Here is a 21682-nt window from a genome sequence, read left to right on the forward strand (position 1 = left end):
ATGAGCTGGCAGGGATGGGCGGCCATCGCCTTCTGGATCGCGGCGACGATGCTCAACTGTCACATCGCCAATCGCTGGTATCGCAGCCGGTGGGCAAGGCCCTTCGTCGCCACGCTGTTCGGGGTGACGCTGCTGGTGCTGTGGGAAGGGCTCGTGCGCGGGCTGAACGTCAGCCCGGTGATCCTGCCAGCCCCCACGGTGATCGCCGCACGCTTCGCGCAAAGCCTGCCGCTTCTGTGGGGCGATTTCACCCAGACGATCCTGAAGGGGGCGCTGTCGGGCTATCTGATCGGCTGCGGGGCGGCGGTGCTGGTGGCGATACTTGTCGACCGCTCGCCCTTTCTGCGGCGCGGGCTGCTGCCCGTCGGGAATTTCATCGCCGCTCTGCCGATCGTCGGCATCGCGCCGATCCTCGTGATGTGGTTCGGCTTCGACTGGCAGTCGAAGGCGGCGGTCGTGGTGGTGATGGTCTTCTTCCCGGTGCTGATCAACATGGTGGCGGGGCTGGCCGCGACCGATCCGTTGCAGCGCGACCTGATGCGGACCTATTCTGCGACCGGACGGCAGAGCCTGCTGTATCTGCGCCTGCCCGCCGCCATGCCCTTCCTTTTCAACGGGCTGAAGATCGCCACCACGCTGGCGCTGATCGGGGCCATCGTTGCCGAGTTTTTCGGCTCTCCGACGCGGGGCATGGGGTTTCGCATCTCGACCGCCGTCGGTCAGCTTGATCTGCCGCTCGTCTGGGCGGAAATTGCGGTGGCGGCGCTGGCGGGATCGGGCTTCTTCGGGCTGATGACCCTGATCGAGAAGGCGGTGACCTTCTGGCATCCTTCACAGCGCGCCGCCGGGCGGGGCGCGTGACAACCAACCGGAACAATCGGCAACCGGAACAATCGGAAAAACCAAGGGGAGATGATGATGAACAGATACCTGATCGGTGCGGCGCTTCTGGCCCTGACCGCGGGCGCGGCGGCGGCGCAGGATGTGAAGCTCCAGCTCAAATGGGTGACGCAGGCCCAGTTCGCGGGCTATTACGTCGCCAAGGACAAGGGGTTCTATGAGGAAGAGGGCCTGACCGTCGAGATCATGCCGGGCGGTCCGGATATCGCGCCGACGCAGGTCATGGCGGGCGGCGGCGCGGATGTGACGGTGGACTGGCTGCCCTCGGCGCTGGCCGCGCGGGAAAAGGGGCTGCCGCTGGTCAATATCGCGCAGCCGTTCAAAAGCTCGGGCATGATGCTGACCTGCCTTGCGGAAACCGGGATCACGGGACCGGAGGATTTCCGCGGCAAGACGCTTGGCGTCTGGTTCGGCGGCAACGAATATCCGTTCCTGAGCTGGATGGCGACGCTGAAGATCCCGACCGATGGCTCGCCCGAAGGGGTGACGGTGCTGAAGCAGGGCTTCAACGTCGATCCGCTCTTGCAAAAGCAGGCGGCCTGCATCTCGACCATGACCTATAACGAATACTGGCAGGTCATCGACGCCGGTATCAAGCCCGAGGAGCTTGTCACCTTCAAATATGAGGACGAGGGTGTGGCCACGCTGGAAGACGGGCTTTACGTCATGGAGGACAAGCTCGCCGATCCCGCGTTCAAGGAGAAGATGGTGAAATTCGTCCGTGCCTCGATGAAGGGCTGGAAATACGCCGAGGAGAACCCCGACGAGGCCGCCGATATCGTGCTGGAAAACGACGAAACCGGCGCCCAGACCGAAGAGCACCAGAAGCGCATGATGGGCGAGATCGCCAAGCTGACGGCGGGCTCGAACGGTGCGCTGGATCCGGCGGATTATGAGCGGACGGTGAAGATCCTGCTGGCGGGCGGGTCGGATCCTGTGATTTCCAAGGCACCCGAGGGGGCCTATACGCTGGAAATCACCGATGAGGCGCTGAAGTAGGGGGGGTGCAAGTGGATGGGGAGGAGGGGGCCAGCCCCCTCTTCCGCTGACGCGGAATTCACCCCCGGGATATTTATGGAAACACGATGGGAGAGGCGGGCCTTTGCCGGGAGTCTTGGTCCTTTTGTCTTATAGAATGGGCGCGGGCAGAGGGTGTGTCAAAACGCGCCTTTATGACAATGCCTTGGAAGGAACCTCTTCAGAAGTGCCGGAGTGAGGCAGATGACGCGCACCTGCGTGGAGCTATAGGCTGTCGAACGTTCTCCTCCGCGTCGCTGGAACCGGGTTTTCACACAGGCCCGGCGGCGGGAAACGTGCTTTTAACCTTTTCGGGCGCATAGCTGTGCAGAGGGAACCGATGAGGGACAGATGGCACCGACGACCGCACGCCGCAATCCGACCCGTTCCGAAGGGACGCGCCCGGGGGTGATCTGGGCCTGGGCTGTCGCCGGGGTGATCCTTGTCGGCGGGCTGTTCTATCTGGTCTGGAAATCGCAGTTCGCCGCCGCGCAGAGCTATCTTTTCGATACGGGGAGCGTGGCGGAGGAAAGCGGCTATTGCCTTGCGGTCGCGCAGGATGTCGTGGCGGGCGGGCCGCCGGTCGGCAGCTATGTCGACGAGGCGGCGAAGTTCTGGCTCAATCGGCTCAAGGCGACGGGCGCGCCGATGGGGCCGGTGATCGTGCAGGCGCGCAAGCGGCTGGCCGGTGATCTGAACCGCCGGGCCGGCTCGAACGAGGACCAGATGGCGCAGGCGATGGAGGTCTGTTCCCGCCGCGCGGTCATGTACGGGATGCGGTTCCGTGCCTTTCAGTAGCGACAGGGCGCGGAGGGTGACCCTGCGTCATCGGTAAATTCCATTGCAGGGCCGGGTGTTGCGTGTAAATCTTGGGCCGTTCATCGCGCCGGAGGTGACATGGCCCGCATCGCGCTCACCGGCACCCGGATCCGGGAACGCCGCACGATCCTGCGCATCCGGCAGGCGGATCTTGCCCGTTCGGTGGGGATCTCGCCCGCCTATCTCAATCTGATCGAACACAACCGGCGACGGATCGGGGCGCCGCTTCTGGCACAGCTTGCCGAGGCGCTCGGCACCTCGGCGGTGGCGCTTGCCGAAGGGGCGGAGGCGATCCTGTTCGACGGGCTGAGGATGGCGGCCGCCGCGGGGGATCCCGGCGGCGCCCCGGCCGAGCTTGACCGGATCGAGGAATTCGCCAGCCTGTTCCCCGGCTGGGCCGGGCTGCTGGTGAACCGGCAGGAGCGCGTCGCCTCATTGGAGCGGATGGTCGAGACCTATGCCGACCGCCTGTCGCATGATCCGTTCCTGCTGGACGCGCTGCACGAACTGCTTTCGGGCGTCACCGCGCTGCGTTCGACCGCGACGATTCTGGCCGAGACGGAGGATATCGAGCCGGAATGGCAGGGCCGTTTCCTGCGCACGATCGGCGAGGAAGGGGAGCGTCTGTCCGCCACCGCGGCGGCGCTGGCGCGGCATCTGGATGCGCTGGTGGCGGCGGAAACGGGTCTTTCGGCGCCGCTCGATCAGGTGGAGGCCTGGCTTGCCGCCTGCGACTGGCATCTGCCGGAACCTGATGCCCCCGGCGCACGGCAGATCGAGGCCCGGATCGAGGCGGCGCCGCAACTGGCGGGCACGGCGGCACGGGATCTGGCACGGCGCTATGCCCGTCAGGCCGAGGCCGATGCGCGGGCCTTGCCGCTCGGCGATTTCCTGTCGGCGATCGCGCGTTTCGGCCCGGAGCCCGCGCGGCTTGCGGCGGAATTCGGCGCGCCGCTTGGCGCGGTGTTCCGCCGTCTGGCGACCCTGCCGCCCGAGGCCGCGGCGGAGCTGCCGGGCGGGAGGATCACCGCGGGGCTGGTGATATGCGACGGGTCGGGTACGCTGACTTTGCGCCGCCCGGTTCCGGGCTTCGCGCCGCCGCGCTTCGGCGCGGCCTGTCCGCTCTGGCCGCTGTATGAGGCGCTTGGCCGGCCGATGCAGCCGGTGCAGGCGCTGATCGAGGTGGCGGGCCGGATGCCGCGCCGGTTCCGCGCCTTCGCCTTTTGCGCGCCCTTGCCGCCGGCAAGTTTCGACGCGCCGCTGTTGGTTGAATCGATGATGCTGGTGTTGCCCGCGACCGGCGACGATGCGGCGCGTCCGGTCGGCACCGCCTGCCGGATCTGCCCGCGGGCGAATTGTCCCGGCCGCAACGAACCCGCCCTGCTACCGCAGCCGGAACCGGCGCGGGGGCTTGCTGTTTGACAGCCATGCCCGGCACCGCGATAGTCGGGATGGAGGAGCGGGGGAGGGAAGCTGATGACGACGGACAGGAGGATCCTGTTGGTCGAGGACGAGCCACATATCGCCGAGGCGATCCGGTTCATCCTGACCCGCGCGGGATGGCTGGTGGCGGTCGAGCCGGACGGCGCCGCCGTCCTTGGCCGGATCCGGACCCTGCGGCCCAGGGTGGTGGTGCTGGATGTGATGCTGCCGGGGCGGTCGGGGCTGGATATCCTGACCGATCTGCGCACCGATCCCGCCTTTTCCACGCTGCCGGTGCTGATGCTGACGGCGCGCGGCCACGGGCGCGACCGGGAGGCGGCCGAGCAGGCCGGCGCCACGGCCTTTCTGGCGAAGCCATTCGCCAATGCCGATGTTCTGGCCGCGGTCGAACGGATCGCCGGCGCGGATCAGGCGGGCTGATGGGGCGCGGTCCCCGCCCGGTGTTTCTGGCGCGGCGCTCCTACCGGCGGCGGCGGGCGATGGATGCTGTGCGGCTGCTGCCGGTTCCGGGGACGCTGGCGGTGCTGCTGCCGGCCCTGTGGCAGCCGGCGCCGCGTCCGGCGCTGGCGGTGGTCTGGCTGTTCGGCACCTGGGCGGTGCTGATCGTGCTGACGGCGGTGCTGTCGCGACACCTCGCCCCGGCGATCGAGGCGGAGGAAGAAGCCCTGACCCCCGCCGATGACGACCCCGCGGGCGGGCGCTGACGATGCCTTTCGACATCCTCGTCATCGTCTGCCTCGTCTATGTGATCGGCCTGTTCTGCGTCGCCTTTCTGGCCGAGCGCCGCGCCGCGCGCGGGCAGTTGCGGTTCCTGCGCGGCCCCTGGGTCTACACCCTGTCGCTGTCGATCTACTGCACCGCCTGGACGTTTTTCGGCGCGGTCGGCTATGCGGCGCGGTCGGGGCTGGAATTCGCCACGATCTACCTTGGCCCGACGCTGGTTTTCATCGGCTGGTGGGGGGTGCTGCGCAAGCTGGTGCGGATCGGCCGCGCGCATCGGGTGACCTCGATCGCCGACCTGATCTCGGCCCGCTACGGCAAGTCGAACGGGCTCGGGGTGATCGTCACGGTGATCTCGGTGGTCGTCGCGGCGCCTTACATATCCCTGCAATTGCAGTCGGTCACGGTGAGTTTCGCCACTTTCGCCGCGCAGGCGCCGGAATGGGGCCCGCCGGAGCATGGTTCCATCGCGCTGTGGCTGGCGGCGGGGCTGGTGCTGTTCACCATCCTCTTCGGGACCCGCAACCTCGATTCGAGCGAGCGTCACCACGGCGTCGTCATGGCCATCGCGGTCGAGGCGGTGGTGAAGCTCGCCGCGCTGCTGGCGGTGGGGGCCTATGTCACATGGGGGCTGGCGGACGGGCCGGGCGATATCCTTGCGCGGATCGATGCGACGGCACGCGAGGGATGGACGCTCGTCCCCTCGCGCTTCGCGGGGCTGACCTTCGTCGCGGCGGCGGCGGTGCTGACGCTGCCGCGGATGTTTCAGGTGCTGGTGGTGGAAAATGCCGACGAACGGCATCTGGCGACGGCAAGCTGGGCCTTCCCGCTCTATCTGATGCTGATGAGCCTGTTCGTCGTGCCGATCGCGGTGATGGGGCTGGAACGGATGCCCGAGGGGTCCAATCCCGATCTGTTCGTGCTGACGCTGCCCTTGCAGGAGGGACAGGGAAACCTTGCGCTGCTGGCCTTTCTGGGCGGGTTTTCCTCGGCCACCTCGATGGTGATCGTGGCCGCGATCGCGCTGTCGACGATGATGTCGAACCATATCCTTGCGCCTGCATGGCTGGGGCTGCGGCGACGCATCGGCCGGGGCGGTGGCGATCTGCGCAGCGTTGTGCTGATCAGCCGGCGGTTCTGCATCGCCGCGGTGCTGGCGCTCGGCTATGGCTACTATCGCTTTTCCGGCGGGGGCGAGGCACTGGCCGCGGTCGGGCTGATCGCCTTCGTCGGTGCGGCGCAGGTGCTGCCCGCGCTTCTGGGCGGGCTGTTCTGGCGCGGTGCCACGCGGATCGGCGCGACGCTCGGCATGATGGCGGGGTTCGCGCTGTGGATGTATACGCTGTTCCTGCCCTCTTTCGGCGGCGGGGCGATCCTGTCCGCCGATCTGATGGCGCATGGGCCATGGGGCATCGCCGCGCTGCGCCCGCATGCCCTGTTCGGCCTGACGGGGCTGGATCCGCTGTCGCATGCGCTGGTCTGGAGCCTGCCGGTCAACGCGGCGGTGTTCTTCCTCGCCTCGGGCCTGTCCTTCCCCGATCCGATGGAGCGGCTGCAAAGCATGGCCTTCGTCAATGTCTTCGACCACGGCCCCGGCGCCAAGGGCTGGGCGCGCGGTCAGGTGGAGGCCGAGGATCTGCTGTCCATGGCGCAGCGCATTCTGGGGGCCGAGGCCGCGCAGCATTTCTTTCAGGCCGAGGCGGCGCGGCAGGGCAAGCCCGGTTTCCTGCCCGATCCGACGCCCGCCTTTCTGACGCTGCTGGAACGCGAACTGGCGGGTTCGGTGGGTGCGGCGACGGCCCATGCGATGATCGCGCAGCTGACGGGCGGCGCCTCGGTCACCGTGCGGGACCTGATCCTCGTCGCGGGCGAGGCTGCCGAGAGCAAGGAACACGCCGCCCAGATCGAGGCGAAATCCGAGGAGCTGGCCCGCACCGCCCGCGCCTTGCGCGAAGCCAACGCCAAGCTGACGGAACTGGCGCGGCAGAAGGACGCCTTCCTCGGCCAGATCAGCCATGAGCTGCGCACGCCGATGACCTCGATCCGTGCCTTTTCGGAAATCCTGATGGAACCCGAGCTGCCGCCCACGGCGCGGGCGCGATATGCGGGCATCATCCATGAGGAAAGCCGCCGGCTGACGCGGCTGCTCGACGATCTGCTCGACCTCGGCGTTCTGGAAAGCGGGCGGGCGCAGCTGTCGCTGTCGCCGGTGCGCCTGCGCGACCTGATCCGCCGCGCCATTGCCGCCGCCGCGAATACCCGGCCCGAACGCGCGCTGCGCTATCAGCGCGACGTGACCGCCGAAGAGGTCGTCGTCACCACCGATGCGGACCGGCTGTTGCAGGTCTTCATCAACCTGATCACCAATGCGCGGAAATATTGCGCGGCCGATCCGGCGGTGCTGCGGATCGGGGTGCGGCGGCGCGGATCCTCGGTGGTGATCGACTTCATCGACAATGGCGCGGGGATTCCGCGCCGGGAACAGGCCCTGATCTTCGAGAAGTTTTCCCGGCTGGGCGAGGCGCCCGAGATTCCGGGCGTCGGCCTCGGCCTCGCCATCTGCCGCGAGATCATGGTCAATCTGGGCGGCTCGATCGACTATCTGCCGGGGCAGGGCGGCGCGGCCTTTCGGGTCGTGCTGCCGATGACCTGCCCGCCGCGGCCGGGCGAGGGGCGGAAAGTCCCCCCGGATGCGAAGGCCGTCAACCGATCGTAAACCCGGATCTGCCACATCTGCGAAAGACCGCCCCCATGATGCTTCGGTGCAGAGGACAGACCCGTGCAGGAACAGACAGATCAGCAACAACCGGGGCAGGAACCCGCCGCACCGGCCCCGTCGGTGTTGCGGCGCATGATCCGCGCGGCGCCGGCTGAGGATGCGGCGGAGCCGGGGCCGGAACGGGCCATCGGGCTGGCGATCGCCAAGGCCGCGCGGGACCGGCTCGATCTTGAAATCGACGTGCGGTCACTGACCGAGCGCCGCGCCAGCCTCGCCGAACTGCCCGAACTGATCGAGAACATGTCGCTTTTGCTGCTGATCGAGGGACCTGCCGAGGCGATGGGGCTGGTCGTGCTGCCCGGCCCGACGCTCTCGGCGATCGTCGAGGTGCAGACGACCGGGCGCATCGCCCGCAATCCCCCGCCGCCGCGCAAGCCGACGCGGATGGATGCGGCGATGACGGTCGATCTGGTGGATGCGGTTCTCGCCGGGATCGAGACGGAACTGGCCCGCAGCGGGGAGGCCGTCTGGGCCTCGGGCTTCCGCTATGCCTCATACCTCGACGATATCCGCTCCATCGGTCTGCTGATGGAGGATGTGAGCTATCGGGTCTGGACCATGCGGCTGGCGATCGGGCCGCAGGCGGTCCGCGAGGGCGGCCTGCTGTGGATCGTGCCCGAACAGGGCCGCGCGAAGCCGGCGCTGCCGCCGCAGCGGCCGGCTGCCGCGCCGGTGCCTCCGGACGATGCGACCTGGGCGCAGCATCTGGAACAGGCGGTGATGGGCAGTCAGGCGGCGCTGGACGCGGTGCTGCATCGGGTCAGCATGCCGCTGTCGGCGGTGATGGCGCTGCGGCCCGGCGTGGACATTCCGCTGCCGCCCGACGCGCTTGCGCGCCTGCAGCTGGAGGCGGACGGGCGCGCCGTGGCGACCGTGCGGCTCGGCCAGCGCCGGGGCCTGCGCGCGGTGCGGCTGGTGGCGGAGGATGCCCCGCAGGAGGCGCCCGCGCCGCGCAGCGAGGAACCGGATCACGAGGCGTGGCGTCGCGGTGAGGACGGGGCGGCGATCCTGCGCGACGCGGCCTCGGCGCCGCTGAAGGCCGATCCCGGCGATCCCGGGCCGATGCAGAATGCCGTCTGAAGGTTTCCCGCGGCTTGCAGGGTTGCGGGCCTGTCCGCGCCGGTCTATCCGCCTGTGCGAAGGCGGTTTTTCTTGCAGGGCGGCGGGGCGCCCGTAAACTCGCACCGGCGACAGGAGGGCATTCAGCGGCATGGCGGAACGCGCGAAGCTGACGAGGGACGGCGCATGGGCCCGGATCGTGATGGCCGGACGGCAGGAGGCGCCGCGCGGCGCGGGCTTCGACCCGGCCCTGCGCGCGGATCTGCAGCGGGCCTTGACCGAGGCTCTTGCCGGGACCGGCCTGCGGGCGATCGTGCTGCGCGCGGGCGAGGGCGGCTGGCCCGTCGCGGCGGATCCCGCGCAGGACTATCTGGCTCAGGCCGATGCCCCGACGCTGGCCGACCTTGCGGCGATGATCGCGCGGTCCCCGGTGCCGGTGATCGCGCTGATGGATGGTCTGGTCGCGGGCGGGGCGCTGGCGCTGGCACAGGCGGCGGATCTGCGGATCGCCCGGCCGGGCACGCGCTTTGCCGCGCCGGAATTCGGGCTTGGCTTCGTGCCGGGCGGCGGCGGGATGGTGCGGCTCGCGCGCCGGATCGGGGTGGAGCCCGCGCTGGAGTTCGTCACCTCGGGTCAGGTCCTGCGGACCGAGGCGGCGCATCGGCTGGGCCTGTGCGATACGGTGGCGACCGGGATCACCGCCGACCTGCCGGATGACATCGCCCCGCGCGCCGCGGCGATCGCCGAGCCGCAGGCCTATATCGACAGCCTCGCCCGCCTGCGTAGCCAGCCGCGGCAGGGGCCGCAGGCGGAGGTCATGGCGCGCCTTCTGGACGTCTGCGAGGCAGCCGTGCTGCTGCCCGAGGAAGAGGCGATCACCTTCGAGGGCGTCGCCTGCGCGGATCTGATCGCCGGAGAGATGTCGCAGGCGCTGCGCCATGTGCTGGCCGCGCGGCGCCGGGCGGTGCGGCTGGCCGGGACCGGGCCGGGCGCGACGGCGCAGATCACCCGCCTCGCGCTGTGGAACCCCTCCGAACGGCTGACCCATGCGCTGGTCGAACGCGGGGTTTCGGTCGAGATCGGCGCCTCGGAGCCCGCGCGGCTGGAACAGATCCTGCAGGTCGTCGCCCGGGCGCAGCATGCCGGTGTCGCGGCCGGGCATCTGACGGAACCGCAACGCGCTGCCGCGTGGGACCGGCTGACGCCGGTGGCCGGGATCGCGGATTTCTCGCCCGCGCAGATGGTGCTTGCGGCGCCGCGTCCGGGGGAGGTCGCGGCCCTGCGGACGCATTTTGCCTCGGGTGAGGGGGTGCTCGCGCTCGAAGGCGTGCGGCAGCGCGAAGCGGGCGAATTGCAGTTCAGCCGTGCCGCCGCGCTGGCCGAGGTGACAGGCGGGCCGGAAACCGACGCCGCCCTGCAGGCGCTGGCCGGGATCCTGCGGGCCGAGCGCGATCTGGTGATCCATGCGGAGGGGCTTTCCGCCTCGTTCGAGACGACGTTCTGGCTGGCGGCGGAGCGGATGGTGATGGCGGGGGCGACGCCGGCCGCCGTCGATGCGGCGCTGACCGCATGGGGCTTTGCCGAAGGGCCGTTCGCGCGGCTCGACCGGCGCGGCCTGCCCGCGGCATTCGCGCAGTTCAATGCGCGGGATGGCCGGGCGGGGGCCTATCTCAACTGGCTCGGGCTGGAAGGCCGCACCGGGCGCGCGGCGGGCAGGGGTGTCTGGCTTTACGGCGAGGCCGGCGCACGGATTTGGCCGGATGAGGAAGAGGAACTGCGCGCCCTGCGCCGCGAGGCAGGGATCACGCCGCAGGTGCTTGCACCGCAGGAAATCGTCGCGCGCATCCTCGCCGAGCTCGCCCGGGCGGGCGCGGATGCCTTGCAGCAGGGCCGGGCGCATCGGGCGGGGGATGTCGATCTGGTGGCGATCTCGGTGCTGGGCTTTCCGCGTCACCGGGGCGGACCGCTGTTTCAGGCGGACCGGGCAGGGCTTCTGGCGGTGCGCAAGCGGCTGCGCGCGCTGGCCGACGAAAGCGCCCCGGCGCCCGACACGCTGTGGGATGTGCTGATCCGCAATGGCCGCAGATTCGCCGAGCTGGACGAACCGGTCGCCGCCTGAGGATCAGGCCAGCAGCACGCCCACGACGACCATCATCAGCCCGATCACCGAGGTGAACAGCGCCGCCAGATTGATCGTCATCGCCTGCTGCAGCCTGCCGCGCAGGGCCGCGTCGTCCAGCCCGCCTCGCCGCGCGCGCAGGATGGACAGGATGCTCGCCACGATCCCGCAAAGCCCCGCGACCGACACGACCGCGCCCGCCCAGATCAGATAGTCCATCCTCACGCCCCCTGTTCGACGCGCAGGGCCTAGCCGCTGCGACCCGGCTTGGCAAGGTTCTGCGCGCATCCGTCCGGTTGCGCTTGAAGCGGTCCCGCCCGCGGGCTAGTCAGGCGCAAGCCACAGCGAGGGAGAGCCTTCATGCCCAATGACGCCGCCTATAATGTCGCCGCCGACGAACTGCGCCAGTTCATCGAACAATACGAACATCTCGAAGCCGAGAAGAAGGACATCACCGAACAGCAGAAAGAGGTGATGGCCGAGGCCAAGGGACGCGGCTACGACACCAAGGTGATCAAGAAGATCATCGCCATCCGCAAGCGCGACAAGGACGACATCGCCGAGGAAGAGGCGATCCTCGATCTGTACAAGTCGGCGCTCGGCATGGTCTGAAGGGCCCGTGCATGAAAACCCCTCCGGTGCGACGGCACCGGAGGGGTTTGTCATTCAGCGCCGGTCAATTCAGCGCTTATCCTTGAAGAAGTCGTTGATCTGCTTGTTGGCTTCTTCCTTGGTCCAGCCGTATCTTTCCTGAAGCTTGCCCGACAGCTGTTCCTGCTTGCCGGCGATCTGCTGCAGGTCATCATCCGTCAGATCGCCCCATTTCGATTTCACGCTGCCCTTGAGCTGCGTCCATTTGCCTTCGATGATATCCCAGTTCATCGGGTGCTCCTTTCATCATTGTGATGGGGAAACGCGGCAGGGCGGAGCTTGTTCCAAAGGAAAACGGCGCCCCGGAGGACGCCGTTTCCGCGCATCGGCAGAGATCAGCGGCGGCGCAGGCGGCGGACCAGACCGAAGCCGCCAAGCGCCGAGATCAGCAGCAGCGCCGGAGCCGGGACGGGCACGGACGGCAGGCTCAGATCCGTGATCGCATAGGTCGCGTCGCTGAACGAGACGGTTTCGAAATTCGTCAGGCTCAGGCTGAAGCCGTCGAGGAAGCTCAGGCTCAGCACGCTGTCGAGCCAGCCGAGGCCGACCAGATCGGTCGAGGCATATTCGACGAAGCTGACCACGTCGTTGCCGAGGCCACCGTCGAACAGCCCGAAGCTGCCCGCGCCGGTATCGGTGATCTCAAGCAGGTCGTCGCCCGCGCCGAGGAACACATCGCCAATCACCGTCGCGCCGGTCGAGACGCTGAACACGTCGTCGCCAAGGCCGAGGTCGGTCACCCCGATCAGCACCGAGCCGCGCGCGCCCGAATAGAGGTCGTCGCCCGCGCCCAGCTTCAGCGCCGGGCCCGAGGTCGCCTCGATCACGCCGCCGTCGAGGTTCACGACATGCTGGATGCCCAGGTTGCCCTCTTCGCCGTTCAGGTTGCCGGCGTCGTCATAGCCGGTCTCGACGATGATCCCCGCGGCGCCCTTGATGGTGCCGCTGTTGGTGATGACCGAAGCGGTGGTCAGATCCTTCGTCGCGTCGAAGTCGATCGCCGCGTCGTCATCCGACAGGATCGTGCCGTAGTTGGTGATGGTGCCGGAATCGAGGTCGATCGCATCCTGCACGAAGTCGATGCCCAGAGTGTCGGCCTGCGAATGCAGCGTGCCGTAGTTGGTGATCGTGACGTATTCACCGGCGTTGATCGCATCGTCGAGCGCCGAGATCGTGCCGTGGTTTTCGACGATGCCGTAATCGTCGAGCTCGATCCCCTCGGTGCCCGCGGTGATCGTGCCATAGTTGCGCACGATGGCGTCGTCGCCGATGTCGATCGCCTTGGTGCCGGCGGTGATCGTGCCGAAATTTTCGACCACGCTGGTGTCGCCCAGATCGACGCCCTTGGTGCCGGCGGTGATGGTGCCGCTGTTGAGGATATAGCCGTTGTTTTCGCCCTCGGCGTTCACGCCCTTCTTGCCGGCGGTGATGCCCGAAGCCTCGTCGAGGGTCAGGGTCAGCCCGCTTTCGGCCTGCACGCCGTCGCCTTCGGCGGATTTCAGCGTCCCGCCGATCAGCGCGACCGTGGCGTCATCGACAAGGTTCAGCGCGTCCTTGTCGCTGAAGCTTTCCACCGTGCCGCCGATGGTGAAATCGGCGCCGTCGTTGAAGCGGAAGACGTGGTTGCCGGTGCCCGAGGCATTGGTGACCGTCGCGCCGGACGCCACCGTGACGGTGACGTTGTTGACATCCTTGCGGTCGACGCCCTTGGTGTCGGTGCCGGTGCAGGTGACCGTATCGCCATTGTCGGGCTTGGACGGCGAGCAGCTTGCGAGAGCCGGTTGCGAGGCAAGCGCGAGCGGCGCCAGCGCCACCGAGGCGAGGAGGAGAGAGCGAAGCATGGTAACCCCATCATTAATTTCACGGGTCTGTTATCGCCGCCCGATGACAGGCGCGTGACAGCCGACCGGGAAAATCAATTCTCGGTTGAGTTAACTTCGCCGCGCAACACCCTGTCCGAAAATGAAAACGCCGGGGGTATAGGCCCCCGGCGTCCGGTTTTCCGCGATGATCGCCGCCTTATTTCAGGATCGAGCGGCCCGCGTATTCGGCGGTCTCGCCCAGCATTTCCTCGATACGGATAAGCTGGTTGTATTTCGCCAGCCGGTCGGAGCGGGCGAGCGAGCCGGTCTTGATCTGGCCACAGTTGGTCGCCACGGCGAGGTCGGCGATGGTCGCATCCTCGGTCTCGCCCGAGCGATGCGACATGATGTTGGTGTAGCGCGCGCGATGGGCCATATCGACGGCGGTCAGCGTTTCGGTCAGCGAGCCGATCTGGTTCACCTTCACCAGCATCGCATTCGCCACGCCCTTCTTGATGCCCTCGGCCAGACGCGCCGGGTTGGTCACGAACAGGTCGTCGCCGACGAGCTGCACTTTCGCGCCCAGTTCGTCGGTCAGCAGCTTCCAGCCGTCCCAGTCATCCTCGGCGCAGCCATCCTCGATCGAGATGATCGGATAGTCGGCGCAGAGCTTCGCCAGATAGGAGACGTTTTCGGCCGAGGTCAGCGACAGGCCCTCGCCCTTCATCTCATACTTGCCGCCCTTGAAATATTCGGTCGAGGCGCAGTCGAGCGCGAGGTAGATATCCTCGCCGGGCTTGTAGCCGGCCTTTTCGATCGACTTCAGGATGAAGTCCAGCGCGTCGCGGGTCGAGGCGATGTCGGGCGCAAAGCCGCCTTCGTCGCCAAGGCCGGTCGACAGCCCCGCGGCCTGCAGTTCCTTTTTCAGCGTGTGGAAGACCTCGGAGCCCATGCGCACCGCCTCGCGGATATTCGCGGCGGCGACGGGCATGATCATGAATTCTTGGATGTCGATCGGATTGTCGGCATGTTCGCCACCGTTCATGATGTTCATCATCGGCACCGGCAGGACGCGGGCCGAGGTGCCGCCGACGTAGCGGTAAAGCGGCTGCATGGTGAAATCGGCCGCCGCCTTCGCGCAGGCGAGCGACACGCCCAGAATGGCGTTGGCGCCCAGACGGCCCTTGTTCGGCGTGCCGTCGAGTTCGATCATCGCCTGGTCGATGGCGACCTGCTCGGTCACGTCCTCGCCCACCAGATTTTCGGCGATCTCGCCGTTCACGGCGGCGACAGCTTCCAGAACGCCCTTGCCCATGTAGCGCGACTTGTCGCCGTCGCGGCGCTCCACCGCCTCATGCGCGCCGGTCGAGGCGCCCGAGGGAACGGCCGCGCGGCCCATCGTGCCGTCTTCGAGGATCACGTCCACCTCGACGGTCGGATTGCCGCGGCTGTCGAGGATTTCGCGTGCGTGGATGTCGATGATCGTGCTCATTGGGATCTCCGGATAAACGGTTCGGTTCTGCTATAGCCCGCCCCGGATGGTGCGAAAAGACCTCTTGCCCGCTGTTAGCGACAGACAGCGCAGGAAAGTCAGGCGGCGTCGCGTTTGCGCACGCTCTGCCGCCAGATGGCATAGAGGCCGGAGCCCACGACGATCGCACCGCCGATCAGCGTCGCCGCATCCACCGTTTCGCCGAAAACCGTCACGCCGATGATCAGGGCAAAGATCATCCGCGTGTAGCGGAAAGGGGTGATGACCGAAATCTCGCCGATCCGCATGGCCCAGATCAGCGCGTAATAGCCGCTGACGCCGACAAGGCTGGCGCCCAGCAGTTTCATCACCTCGGTGCCAGTCGGCATGACCGGGCGATCCCCCAAGAGGACCAGCAACAGCACGCCAATCGGCACGATCGCGCTGAACCCATAGGCGCCAAGCTGGATCGAGGTGATCGAGGCCGGGATCCGCCGCGTCACCACATCGCGCGCCGCCAGCCCGATGACGGCGAACACCGCCAGCAGCGACAGGGCGGAGAACGCCTCGGTGCCCGGCCGCACGATGATCATCACGCCCAGGAACCCCACGAGGATCGCGGTCCAGCGCCGCCAGCCGACCTTTTCATTCAGGAACAGCGCCGCGCCAAGCGTGACGGCCAGCGGCGCGGCCTGCTGGATCGCCGAGGCCTGCGACAGCGGCGTGAACACGATCGCGCAGACGAAGCAGATCGTGCCGGCCATCTCGCTCAGGTTGCGCGCCATCACGCTCGGGATCAGCAGATGCCGCGCCCGCAACCGGATGCCAAGCAGCCGCGCCATGACGGCAAAGCAGATCGCCCCGGTCAGCCCGATCAGGGCCAGCACCTCGCCCACCGGCAGGCGGTGTGCCAGAAGCTTGATGAACATGTCCTCGATGGCAAAGCAGAGCATCGACGCAACCATGAGCAGGCTGCCGCGCAGGTTTTCCATGAGGGGGATCCATATCAGGCGAGGGCGGACAGCGCCCCTGTGCCCCAAAGACGGTGCAACGTCCAGAGCCCGATTGTGCCGGGCACAACGTCAGGTCGTGATCAGCCGCGGCGTGGTGACCTGAATGTCCGCCCAGATCGGCAGATGGTCCGAGGCGCGCCGTGCCAGCGGGCTGTCGAAGACGCCCATCCGTTCGACCTTCAGCCCCGGCCCCGTCACCAGCCGGTCGAGCCGTCCGATCGGCGCGCGCGACGGATAGCTCGGCCCGGGGATGTGCAGGTCGAACGGCGTCAGCGCCTCGAACCCCTTCTGGCGCGACCATTCGTTGAAATCGCCGATGGCGAGCGCCGGGGCCTGCGCGTCGCGCATCCGGGCCGCGATCTCTTCCCATTGCAGGCGCCGGTCCATCCGCCGCAGGCCCAGATGCGCGGCGATCAGCGTCACCGGCGGCAGGCCCTTCGGCTCGATCACCAGCCGCAGGGCGCCGCGCGGCTCCAGCCCCGGCAGCAGGAAGCCATCCGCCGAGTCGATCCGCCCGCCCTTGCGCAGAAGCACCGCCTGCCCGTGCCAGCCAAGCGATTCCGGCCCGGTGCGGGGCAGCTCGGCGATGCGGAAGTCGGTTTCCCGGTCGATCAGCGAGGCGGGCAGCGCCGCGGGGCGGTTGCCCATGCGGCGGTCGACCTCCTGCAGCGCGACGACATCGGCGGACAGCGCGTTGATGACGGCAAGGATCCGTTCCGGATCCCGCTGACCATCGGTGCCGACGCATTTGTGCAGATTGTAGGACGCGATACGAAATGTCATTGTTGCAGTATGTTACCCGCGTATATTCATGTGCCGCAGAAGGTGCGCAGCACCCGTTCCTCGTTCAGCGGCGCAGCTTCGAGATCGGCGAAATCCGGATCCGGTTCGTAGGGCCGCGCCAGTGCCGCGTTCAGCCGGTGGAAGGGGGCGTAGTCGCCCTCGACCCCGGCTGCGATGGCTGCTTCGATCCGGTGGTTGCGCGGGATGCGGACGGGGTTGGCCTGCGCCATCATCGTCTTCGGGTCGGTTTCCCCGGCCAGCCGGGCGCGCCAGTCCGGCTCCCACGCGTCGAAGGCGGTCGGATCGATGAATTCGTCGCGTGCCGCGCCGGTGACAAGGCCACGGAAGGTGCGGGTGAAATCGGCGCCGTTGTCGGCCATGCGGCTCAGCAGGGACTGGATCAGGGGCAGGTCCGCCTCGGTCGCCGCGGCGAGGCCGATCTTGCGGCCGAACCTTTGCAGCCAGGCCTGCTGGAACGTGGGCACGAATTCGTTGACGGCCTCGGTGGCGGTGTCGATCGCCGCATCGCCTTCGCCCAGTAGCGGCAACAGGCAGCTTGCCAGTTGCGCAAGGTTCCACGCCGCGATCTGCGGCTGGTTCGCATAGGCGTAGCGGCCCTGCTGGTCGATCGAGGAAAACACCGTCTGCGGATGGTAGGCATCCATGAAGGCGCAGGGGCCGTAGTCGATGGTTTCGCCCGACACGGCCATATTGTCGGTGTTCATCACCCCATGGATGAAGCCCACCGACATCCATCCGGCGATCAGCCGCGCCTGCGCCGCGACGACCGCGCGCAGCAGGCCAAGGGGGCCGTCCGCCTCGGGGTAGTGGCGGGCGATGACGTGATCGGTCAGGAGGCGCAGCGCCTCAATGTCGCCACGGGCGGCGAAGAACTGGAAGGTGCCGACGCGGATATGGCTGGCCGCGACGCGGGTGAACACTGCCCCGGGCCGGGCAAAGCCGTCGCGGGCGATCGTCTCGCCGGTGGTCACCGCCGCCAGCGCGCGGGTGGTGGGCAGGCCAAGCGCGGCCATCGCCTCGCTGACCACATATTCGCGCAGCACCGGGCCGAGCCATGCCCGCCCGTCGCCGCCACGCGAAAACGGCGTGCGGCCCGCGCCCTTGAGCTGAATGTCGAAGCGTTGTCCGTCGAGGGCGACGACCTCGCCCAGCAACACCGCGCGCCCGTCGCCAAGCCGCGGCACCCAGCCGCCGAACTGGTGCCCGGCATAGGCCTGCGCGATGGGCGTGGTGCCCTCGGGCATGCGGTTGCCCGCCAGCATCTCCACCCCTTCCGGCCCGGAAAGCCAGTCGGGATCGAGGCCAAGACGCTCCGCCAGATCGCGGTTCACGGCGATCAGCGTGGGCGCACGCACCGGCGTCGGCGCCTGCCGGGCGTAGAAGCGGTCAGGCATGCGGGCGTAGCTGTTGTCAAAGGGCAGGGTCATCGGGTCCTCCTGTCCTTTATATAGAGGCGCGCGCGCCTCATGCCAGTCACAGCCGCGCCAGACGATCCGTCAGCAGGGCAAAGAATCCCTCTGCATCGACCTTGCCGATGAAGGTGGCATTCGCCGGGCGGTCGGTCACGTGCCACCAGTCGGCGACGGTCATGCCAAGGGTCAGATCGGACTGCGTCTCGACCTCGACATTGACGAAGCGGCCCTCGAACAGATCGGGGTGCAGCAGGTAGGCGATGACGCAGGGGTCATGTAGCGGTGCGCCCGTGGCCCCGTATTTCTCGACATCGAAACGTTCAAAGAAGTCGAGCCAGCCGCAGACGACGCTGGCGACCGGCGTGCCGATGGCGCGGATCGCGGTGACGCGGGCGGGGGTGGTCAGCACCTGATGCGTCACGTCAAGCGGCATCATCACGATATCGCAGCCGGATTTCACCACGATATCAGCGGCTTCCGGATCGACGTAGATGTTGAACTCGGCCGCCGGGGTGATATTGCCGACCTCGAAATAGGCGCCGCCCATCAGGACGATTTCCCACACCTTTTCAATGATATCCGGCGCACGGTTGAAGGCCGTCGCGATGTTCGTCAGAGGGCCGAGCGGGCAGAGCGTGACGGTCCCCGCAGGTTCGCGGCGCAACGTCTCGATGATGAAATCGACGGCATGGCGGTCTTGCAGGGGCATTGTCGGCTCGGGCAGATCGCAGCCGTCAAGGCCGGTCTTGCCATGCACATGTTCCGCCGTCACCAGCTTGCGCCGCAGGGGCGCGTCGCAGCCGGCGAAGACCGGCACATCGCGCCGCCCGGCCAGTTCGCAGACAACGCGGGCATTGCGGGTGGTCAGCGGCAGCGGCACATTCCCCGCGACGCAGGTGAGCCCCAGAACCTCAAGCTCGGGGCTCGCCAGTGCCAGCAGGATCGCCACCGCGTCATCCTGTCCGGGATCCGTGTCGATGATGATCTTGCGTGACATTGCGGTTCCTTTGCAATGGGTTGTTCGGTGACGTTCAGACGGATTCGGCCTGTTCCAGCGCCTCGAGCGCCGCCATCCAGAGCTCCTCGGCCCGGATCATGGCCGCGCTTGCCTCGGCATGTTTGCGCAGCCACTTGTTGCGGTCGTTCGCGCGGGCGGCATCGTAAAGTTCCGGATCCGCCAGTATTTCGTCAATCTTCCCAAGCATTTCCGTCAGCTTGTGGACACGCTCCTCGCATTTCCGGGCCTCGGCCCGGAGGGTGAGGATCGTATCGCGCGACGGTTTCGCGGGCTTTTCCTTCGGCTTCGGCGCGGGTTTCGTGCCCGGATCCCCGGCCAGAAGCTCGGCCCGGTATTGTTCCAGATCGCCGGCATAGGGGGCGACCGCGCCGTCCTTCACCAGCCAGAGCCGGTCCGCCACCATCGACAGCAGGTGCATGTCGTGGCTGACCAGAATGACGGCGCCGGAATAGTCGTTCAGCGCCTCGACCAGCGCCTCGCGGCTTTCGATGTCGAGGTGGTTCGTCGGTTCGTCGAGGATCAGCAGATGCGGCGCGTCGATCGTCGCCAGCAGCAGCGACAGCCGCGCCTTCTGCCCACCCGAAAGCTTGCGCACCAGCGTTTCCGCCTGATCCGCATGCAGCCCGAAGCCCGCAAGCCGCGCCCGCAGCCGGGACTGGTGCTCGTTCGGGCGAAGCCGTTGCAGATGTTGCAGGGGCGTGGCGTTCAGGTCCAGTTCATCGACCTGATGCTGGGCGAAATAGCCGATGCGCAGCCGCGAGGAGCGGGTGATGGTCCCGTCGATCGTCGGAAGTTTCCCGGCCAGCAGCTTGGAAAGCGTGGATTTCCCCTCGCCGTTCCTGCCCAGCAGGGCGATCCGGTCGTCCTGATCGATGCGCAGGTCGAGCCGTTTCAGCACCGGCTTGCCGTCATAGCCGACCGAGGCGCCCTCCATCGCGATGATCGGCGGCGAAAGCTGTTCCGGCGCGGGGAAGCTGAAGGCGACTTTCGCGGCTTCCTCGGGCGCGTTGATCGGCACCATCTTTTCCAGCATCTTGACGCGGGCCTGCGCCTGCACGGCCTTCGACGCCTTGGCCTTGAAGCGGTCGACGAAGCTTTGCAGATGGGCGCGGCGGGCCTCCTGCTTCTTCGCCTCGGCGGCCTGAACGGCGCGGGCGGCGGCGCGTTGGCGGGCGAACTGGTCGTAGGGGCCGCTCCACAGCGTCAGCTTGCGGTTTTCCAGATGCAGGATCGACCCCACGGCCCGGTTCAGCAATTCCCGATCGTGCGAGATGATGATGACCGTATGCGGGTATTTCACCAGATAGCTTTCGAGCCACAGCGCCCCTTCGAGGTCGAGGTAGTTCGTCGGCTCGTCCAGCAGCAGCAGGTCGGGCTGCGCGAACAGCACCCCCGCCAGCGCGACGCGCATCCGCCAGCCGCCGGAGAAATCCGAACAGGGGCGCAACTGCGCCTCGGCGTCGAAGCCCAGCCCCTTGAGGATCGCCGAGGCGCGGCCCTCGGCCGACCAGGCGTCGATATCGGCCAACCGGGTCTGGATGTCGGCGATGCGATGGGGATCGGTGGCGGTCGCGGCCTCGGCCAGCAGCGCCGCGCGTTCGGTATCCGCCGCCAGCACCGTATCGAGCAGCGAGGTCGAGGAGGAAGGCACCTCCTGCGCGACACCGCCGATGCGGGCGCGCGAGGGCAGGGAGATCTCGCCCGATTCCAGCGCGATCTCGCCGCGGATCAGGCGGAACAGCGTCGTCTTGCCGGCGCCGTTCGCGCCGACGAGCCCGACCTTGTGGCCGTCCGGGATGGTGGCCGAGGCGCCCTCGAACAGCGGACGGCCCTCGACCGAATAGGTGATGTCGGATATCTTCAGCATTGCGCAGTCCTGCCCGAGCCCGGAGCCCCCGTCAACGGGGGCATTTGCGGGATGGCGTTTCAGGCGCGCAACAGCCCGGATCGAAATGCCGGGTTTCGTCACGGAACTGTTGCCATTCCCCGGTCATAGGGGACCCATTGCAGGGGTTTTCAATGCCTGCGCCCCATGCTAGCAGGCGCGTCATCAATACTGACCGGGCGGACAGACCCGGACCAAACCTGGAAAGGCTTCCCTCATGGCCATCGAACGCACTCTCTCGATCATCAAACCCGATGCGACCCGCCGCAATCTGACCGGCAAGATCAATGCCAAGTTCGAAGAAGCGGGCCTGCGCATCGTCGCGCAAAAGCGCATCAAGCTGTCGTCGGAACAGGCCGGCAAGTTCTACGAAGTCCACAAGGAACGCCCCTTCTACGGTGAACTCGTCGAGTTCATGGCGTCCGAGCCGGTCGTCGTGCAGGTTCTGGAAGGCGAAGGCGCCATCCTGAAGAACCGCGAAGTGATGGGCGCGACCAACCCGGCGCAGGCTGCCGACGGCACGATCCGCAAGGAATTCGCGCTTTCCGTGGGCGAAAACTCGGTCCACGGCTCGGATGCGCCGGAAACCGCCGCGCAGGAAATCGCCTTCTTCTTCTCGGGTCTCGAAATCGTCGGCTGAGGCCGGGTCGACAGACCGATCAGGGCCGCCTTCGGGCGGCCTTTTTCATGGGCGGATCGAAAAAGGCCGACGGAAAAGATAAAGCCCGCGGCCATCGGGTCGCGGGCGTTTCAAATAGCGGTTGGTGGGC

The 21682-nt window shown here is 67.6% G+C and carries 20 protein-coding genes; 11 read left to right on the plus strand and 9 right to left on the minus strand.

The window, feature by feature from the left end:
* The 9 genes from D2T30_RS02980 to D2T30_RS03020 all read left to right on the plus strand — a co-directional run bounded on the left by D2T30_RS02980 (position 1) and on the right by D2T30_RS03020 (position 10856).
* Positions 1 to 861 (plus strand): ABC transporter permease, encoded by an 861-nt coding sequence (locus tag D2T30_RS02980; protein ID WP_128207558.1) that lies wholly within the window; start codon positions 1 to 3, stop codon positions 859 to 861.
* A gap of 57 nt (positions 862 to 918) precedes the next feature.
* A complete protein-coding gene (locus tag D2T30_RS02985) occupies positions 919 to 1899 on the plus strand; it encodes an ABC transporter substrate-binding protein (protein ID WP_128207559.1) in 981 nt (326 codons plus the stop codon).
* Between the two features lie 369 nt (positions 1900 to 2268).
* Positions 2269 to 2715 (plus strand): hypothetical protein, encoded by a 447-nt coding sequence (locus tag D2T30_RS02990; RefSeq protein ID WP_128207560.1) that lies wholly within the window; start codon positions 2269 to 2271, stop codon positions 2713 to 2715.
* Between the two features lie 99 nt (positions 2716 to 2814).
* Positions 2815 to 4158, plus strand: a complete 1344-nt coding sequence (locus D2T30_RS02995; RefSeq protein WP_128207561.1) for a helix-turn-helix transcriptional regulator — start codon at positions 2815 to 2817, stop codon at positions 4156 to 4158.
* A 54-nt stretch (positions 4159 to 4212) separates the two neighbouring features.
* Entirely contained in the window at positions 4213 to 4599 is a 387-nt protein-coding gene (locus D2T30_RS03000) for a response regulator transcription factor (RefSeq protein WP_128207562.1), read from the plus strand.
* Positions 4599 to 4883: a hypothetical protein gene (locus D2T30_RS03005; RefSeq protein ID WP_128180753.1), complete on the plus strand. Its 285-nt coding sequence runs from the start codon at positions 4599 to 4601 to the stop codon at positions 4881 to 4883. The genes D2T30_RS03000 and D2T30_RS03005 overlap by 1 nt, the downstream gene beginning before the upstream one ends.
* A gap of 2 nt (positions 4884 to 4885) precedes the next feature.
* Entirely contained in the window at positions 4886 to 7615 is a 2730-nt protein-coding gene (locus D2T30_RS03010; RefSeq protein ID WP_128207563.1) for an ATP-binding protein, read from the plus strand.
* Positions 7616 to 7678: 63 nt separating this feature from the next.
* Positions 7679 to 8758 (plus strand): FliM/FliN family flagellar motor switch protein, encoded by a 1080-nt coding sequence (locus tag D2T30_RS03015; protein WP_128207564.1) that lies wholly within the window; start codon positions 7679 to 7681, stop codon positions 8756 to 8758.
* Between the two features lie 130 nt (positions 8759 to 8888).
* Positions 8889 to 10856, plus strand: coding sequence for an enoyl-CoA hydratase/isomerase family protein (locus tag D2T30_RS03020; RefSeq protein WP_128207565.1), 1968 nt, complete (start codon positions 8889 to 8891; stop codon positions 10854 to 10856).
* Positions 10857 to 10859: 3 nt separating this feature from the next.
* Here the strand turns inward: D2T30_RS03020 and D2T30_RS03025 are convergent, their stop codons facing one another.
* On the minus strand, positions 10860 to 11075 hold the full coding sequence (locus D2T30_RS03025; RefSeq protein ID WP_128207566.1) for a hypothetical protein: 216 nt from the start codon (positions 11073 to 11075) through the stop codon (positions 10860 to 10862).
* Between the two features lie 141 nt (positions 11076 to 11216).
* Between D2T30_RS03025 and D2T30_RS03030 the strand changes: the two genes are divergently transcribed.
* Positions 11217 to 11468: a DUF2312 domain-containing protein gene (locus tag D2T30_RS03030; RefSeq protein ID WP_128180743.1), complete on the plus strand. Its 252-nt coding sequence runs from the start codon at positions 11217 to 11219 to the stop codon at positions 11466 to 11468.
* Positions 11469 to 11537: 69 nt separating this feature from the next.
* On the opposite strand, the gene D2T30_RS03035 is transcribed toward D2T30_RS03030, so the two are convergent.
* The 8 genes from D2T30_RS03035 to D2T30_RS03070 all read right to left on the minus strand — a co-directional run bounded on the left by D2T30_RS03035 (position 11538) and on the right by D2T30_RS03070 (position 20894).
* Entirely contained in the window at positions 11538 to 11738 is a 201-nt protein-coding gene (locus D2T30_RS03035) for a CsbD family protein (protein ID WP_128207567.1), read from the minus strand.
* A gap of 104 nt (positions 11739 to 11842) precedes the next feature.
* Positions 11843 to 13348, minus strand: coding sequence for a VPLPA-CTERM sorting domain-containing protein (locus D2T30_RS03040; protein WP_128207568.1), 1506 nt, complete (start codon positions 13346 to 13348; stop codon positions 11843 to 11845).
* Positions 13349 to 13526: 178 nt separating this feature from the next.
* Positions 13527 to 14801: a phosphopyruvate hydratase gene (eno, locus tag D2T30_RS03045; RefSeq protein ID WP_128207569.1), complete on the minus strand. Its 1275-nt coding sequence runs from the start codon at positions 14799 to 14801 to the stop codon at positions 13527 to 13529.
* A gap of 98 nt (positions 14802 to 14899) precedes the next feature.
* Positions 14900 to 15772, minus strand: a complete 873-nt coding sequence (locus D2T30_RS03050) for a DMT family transporter (RefSeq protein WP_128207570.1) — start codon at positions 15770 to 15772, stop codon at positions 14900 to 14902.
* 90 nt (positions 15773 to 15862) lie between these two features.
* Positions 15863 to 16576, minus strand: coding sequence for an endonuclease/exonuclease/phosphatase family protein (locus tag D2T30_RS03055; protein WP_128207571.1), 714 nt, complete (start codon positions 16574 to 16576; stop codon positions 15863 to 15865).
* A gap of 26 nt (positions 16577 to 16602) precedes the next feature.
* Positions 16603 to 18024: a protein adenylyltransferase SelO gene (locus D2T30_RS03060; protein ID WP_128207572.1), complete on the minus strand. Its 1422-nt coding sequence runs from the start codon at positions 18022 to 18024 to the stop codon at positions 16603 to 16605.
* Positions 18025 to 18070: 46 nt separating this feature from the next.
* Complete coding sequence (locus tag D2T30_RS03065; protein ID WP_128207573.1) at positions 18071 to 19006, minus strand: nucleoside hydrolase; 936 nt, start codon at positions 19004 to 19006, stop codon at positions 18071 to 18073.
* Positions 19007 to 19040: 34 nt separating this feature from the next.
* Positions 19041 to 20894, minus strand: coding sequence for an ABC-F family ATP-binding cassette domain-containing protein (locus D2T30_RS03070; protein WP_128207574.1), 1854 nt, complete (start codon positions 20892 to 20894; stop codon positions 19041 to 19043).
* Positions 20895 to 21129: 235 nt separating this feature from the next.
* On the opposite strand from D2T30_RS03070, the gene ndk reads away from it, so the two are divergent.
* Positions 21130 to 21552, plus strand: a complete 423-nt coding sequence (gene ndk, locus D2T30_RS03075) for a nucleoside-diphosphate kinase (RefSeq protein ID WP_128180725.1) — start codon at positions 21130 to 21132, stop codon at positions 21550 to 21552.
* Positions 21553 to 21682 lie beyond the last annotated feature (130 nt).

It is taken from the genome of Paenirhodobacter populi, from assembly GCF_004022215.1.
Lineage (GTDB): Bacteria > Pseudomonadota > Alphaproteobacteria > Rhodobacterales > Rhodobacteraceae > Rhodobacter > Rhodobacter populi.

Bases quoted from the DNA above. Each gene is read 5' to 3' on its own strand.
- D2T30_RS02980 (WP_128207558.1), top strand. From the start codon at position 1: ATGAGCTGGCAGGGATGGGCGGCCATCGCCTTCTGGATCGCGGCGACG.
- D2T30_RS02985 (WP_128207559.1), top strand. From the start codon at position 919: ATGAACAGATACCTGATCGGTGCGGCGCTTCTGGCCCTGACCGCGGGC.
- D2T30_RS02990 (WP_128207560.1), top strand. From the start codon at position 2,269: ATGGCACCGACGACCGCACGCCGCAATCCGACCCGTTCCGAAGGGACG.
- D2T30_RS02995 (WP_128207561.1), top strand. From the start codon at position 2,815: ATGGCCCGCATCGCGCTCACCGGCACCCGGATCCGGGAACGCCGCACG.
- D2T30_RS03000 (WP_128207562.1), top strand. From the start codon at position 4,213: ATGACGACGGACAGGAGGATCCTGTTGGTCGAGGACGAGCCACATATC.
- D2T30_RS03005 (WP_128180753.1), top strand. From the start codon at position 4,599: ATGGGGCGCGGTCCCCGCCCGGTGTTTCTGGCGCGGCGCTCCTACCGG.
- D2T30_RS03010 (WP_128207563.1), top strand. From the start codon at position 4,886: ATGCCTTTCGACATCCTCGTCATCGTCTGCCTCGTCTATGTGATCGGC.
- D2T30_RS03020 (WP_128207565.1), top strand. From the start codon at position 8,889: ATGGCGGAACGCGCGAAGCTGACGAGGGACGGCGCATGGGCCCGGATC.
- D2T30_RS03025 (WP_128207566.1), bottom strand. From the start codon at position 11,075: ATGGACTATCTGATCTGGGCGGGCGCGGTCGTGTCGGTCGCGGGGCTT.
- D2T30_RS03030 (WP_128180743.1), top strand. From the start codon at position 11,217: ATGCCCAATGACGCCGCCTATAATGTCGCCGCCGACGAACTGCGCCAG.
- D2T30_RS03035 (WP_128207567.1), bottom strand. From the start codon at position 11,738: ATGAACTGGGATATCATCGAAGGCAAATGGACGCAGCTCAAGGGCAGC.
- D2T30_RS03040 (WP_128207568.1), bottom strand. From the start codon at position 13,348: ATGCTTCGCTCTCTCCTCCTCGCCTCGGTGGCGCTGGCGCCGCTCGCG.
- eno (WP_128207569.1), bottom strand. From the start codon at position 14,801: ATGAGCACGATCATCGACATCCACGCACGCGAAATCCTCGACAGCCGC.
- D2T30_RS03050 (WP_128207570.1), bottom strand. From the start codon at position 15,772: ATGGAAAACCTGCGCGGCAGCCTGCTCATGGTTGCGTCGATGCTCTGC.
- D2T30_RS03055 (WP_128207571.1), bottom strand. From the start codon at position 16,576: ATGACATTTCGTATCGCGTCCTACAATCTGCACAAATGCGTCGGCACC.
- D2T30_RS03060 (WP_128207572.1), bottom strand. From the start codon at position 18,024: ATGACCCTGCCCTTTGACAACAGCTACGCCCGCATGCCTGACCGCTTC.
- D2T30_RS03065 (WP_128207573.1), bottom strand. From the start codon at position 19,006: ATGTCACGCAAGATCATCATCGACACGGATCCCGGACAGGATGACGCG.
- D2T30_RS03070 (WP_128207574.1), bottom strand. From the start codon at position 20,894: ATGCTGAAGATATCCGACATCACCTATTCGGTCGAGGGCCGTCCGCTG.
- ndk (WP_128180725.1), top strand. From the start codon at position 21,130: ATGGCCATCGAACGCACTCTCTCGATCATCAAACCCGATGCGACCCGC.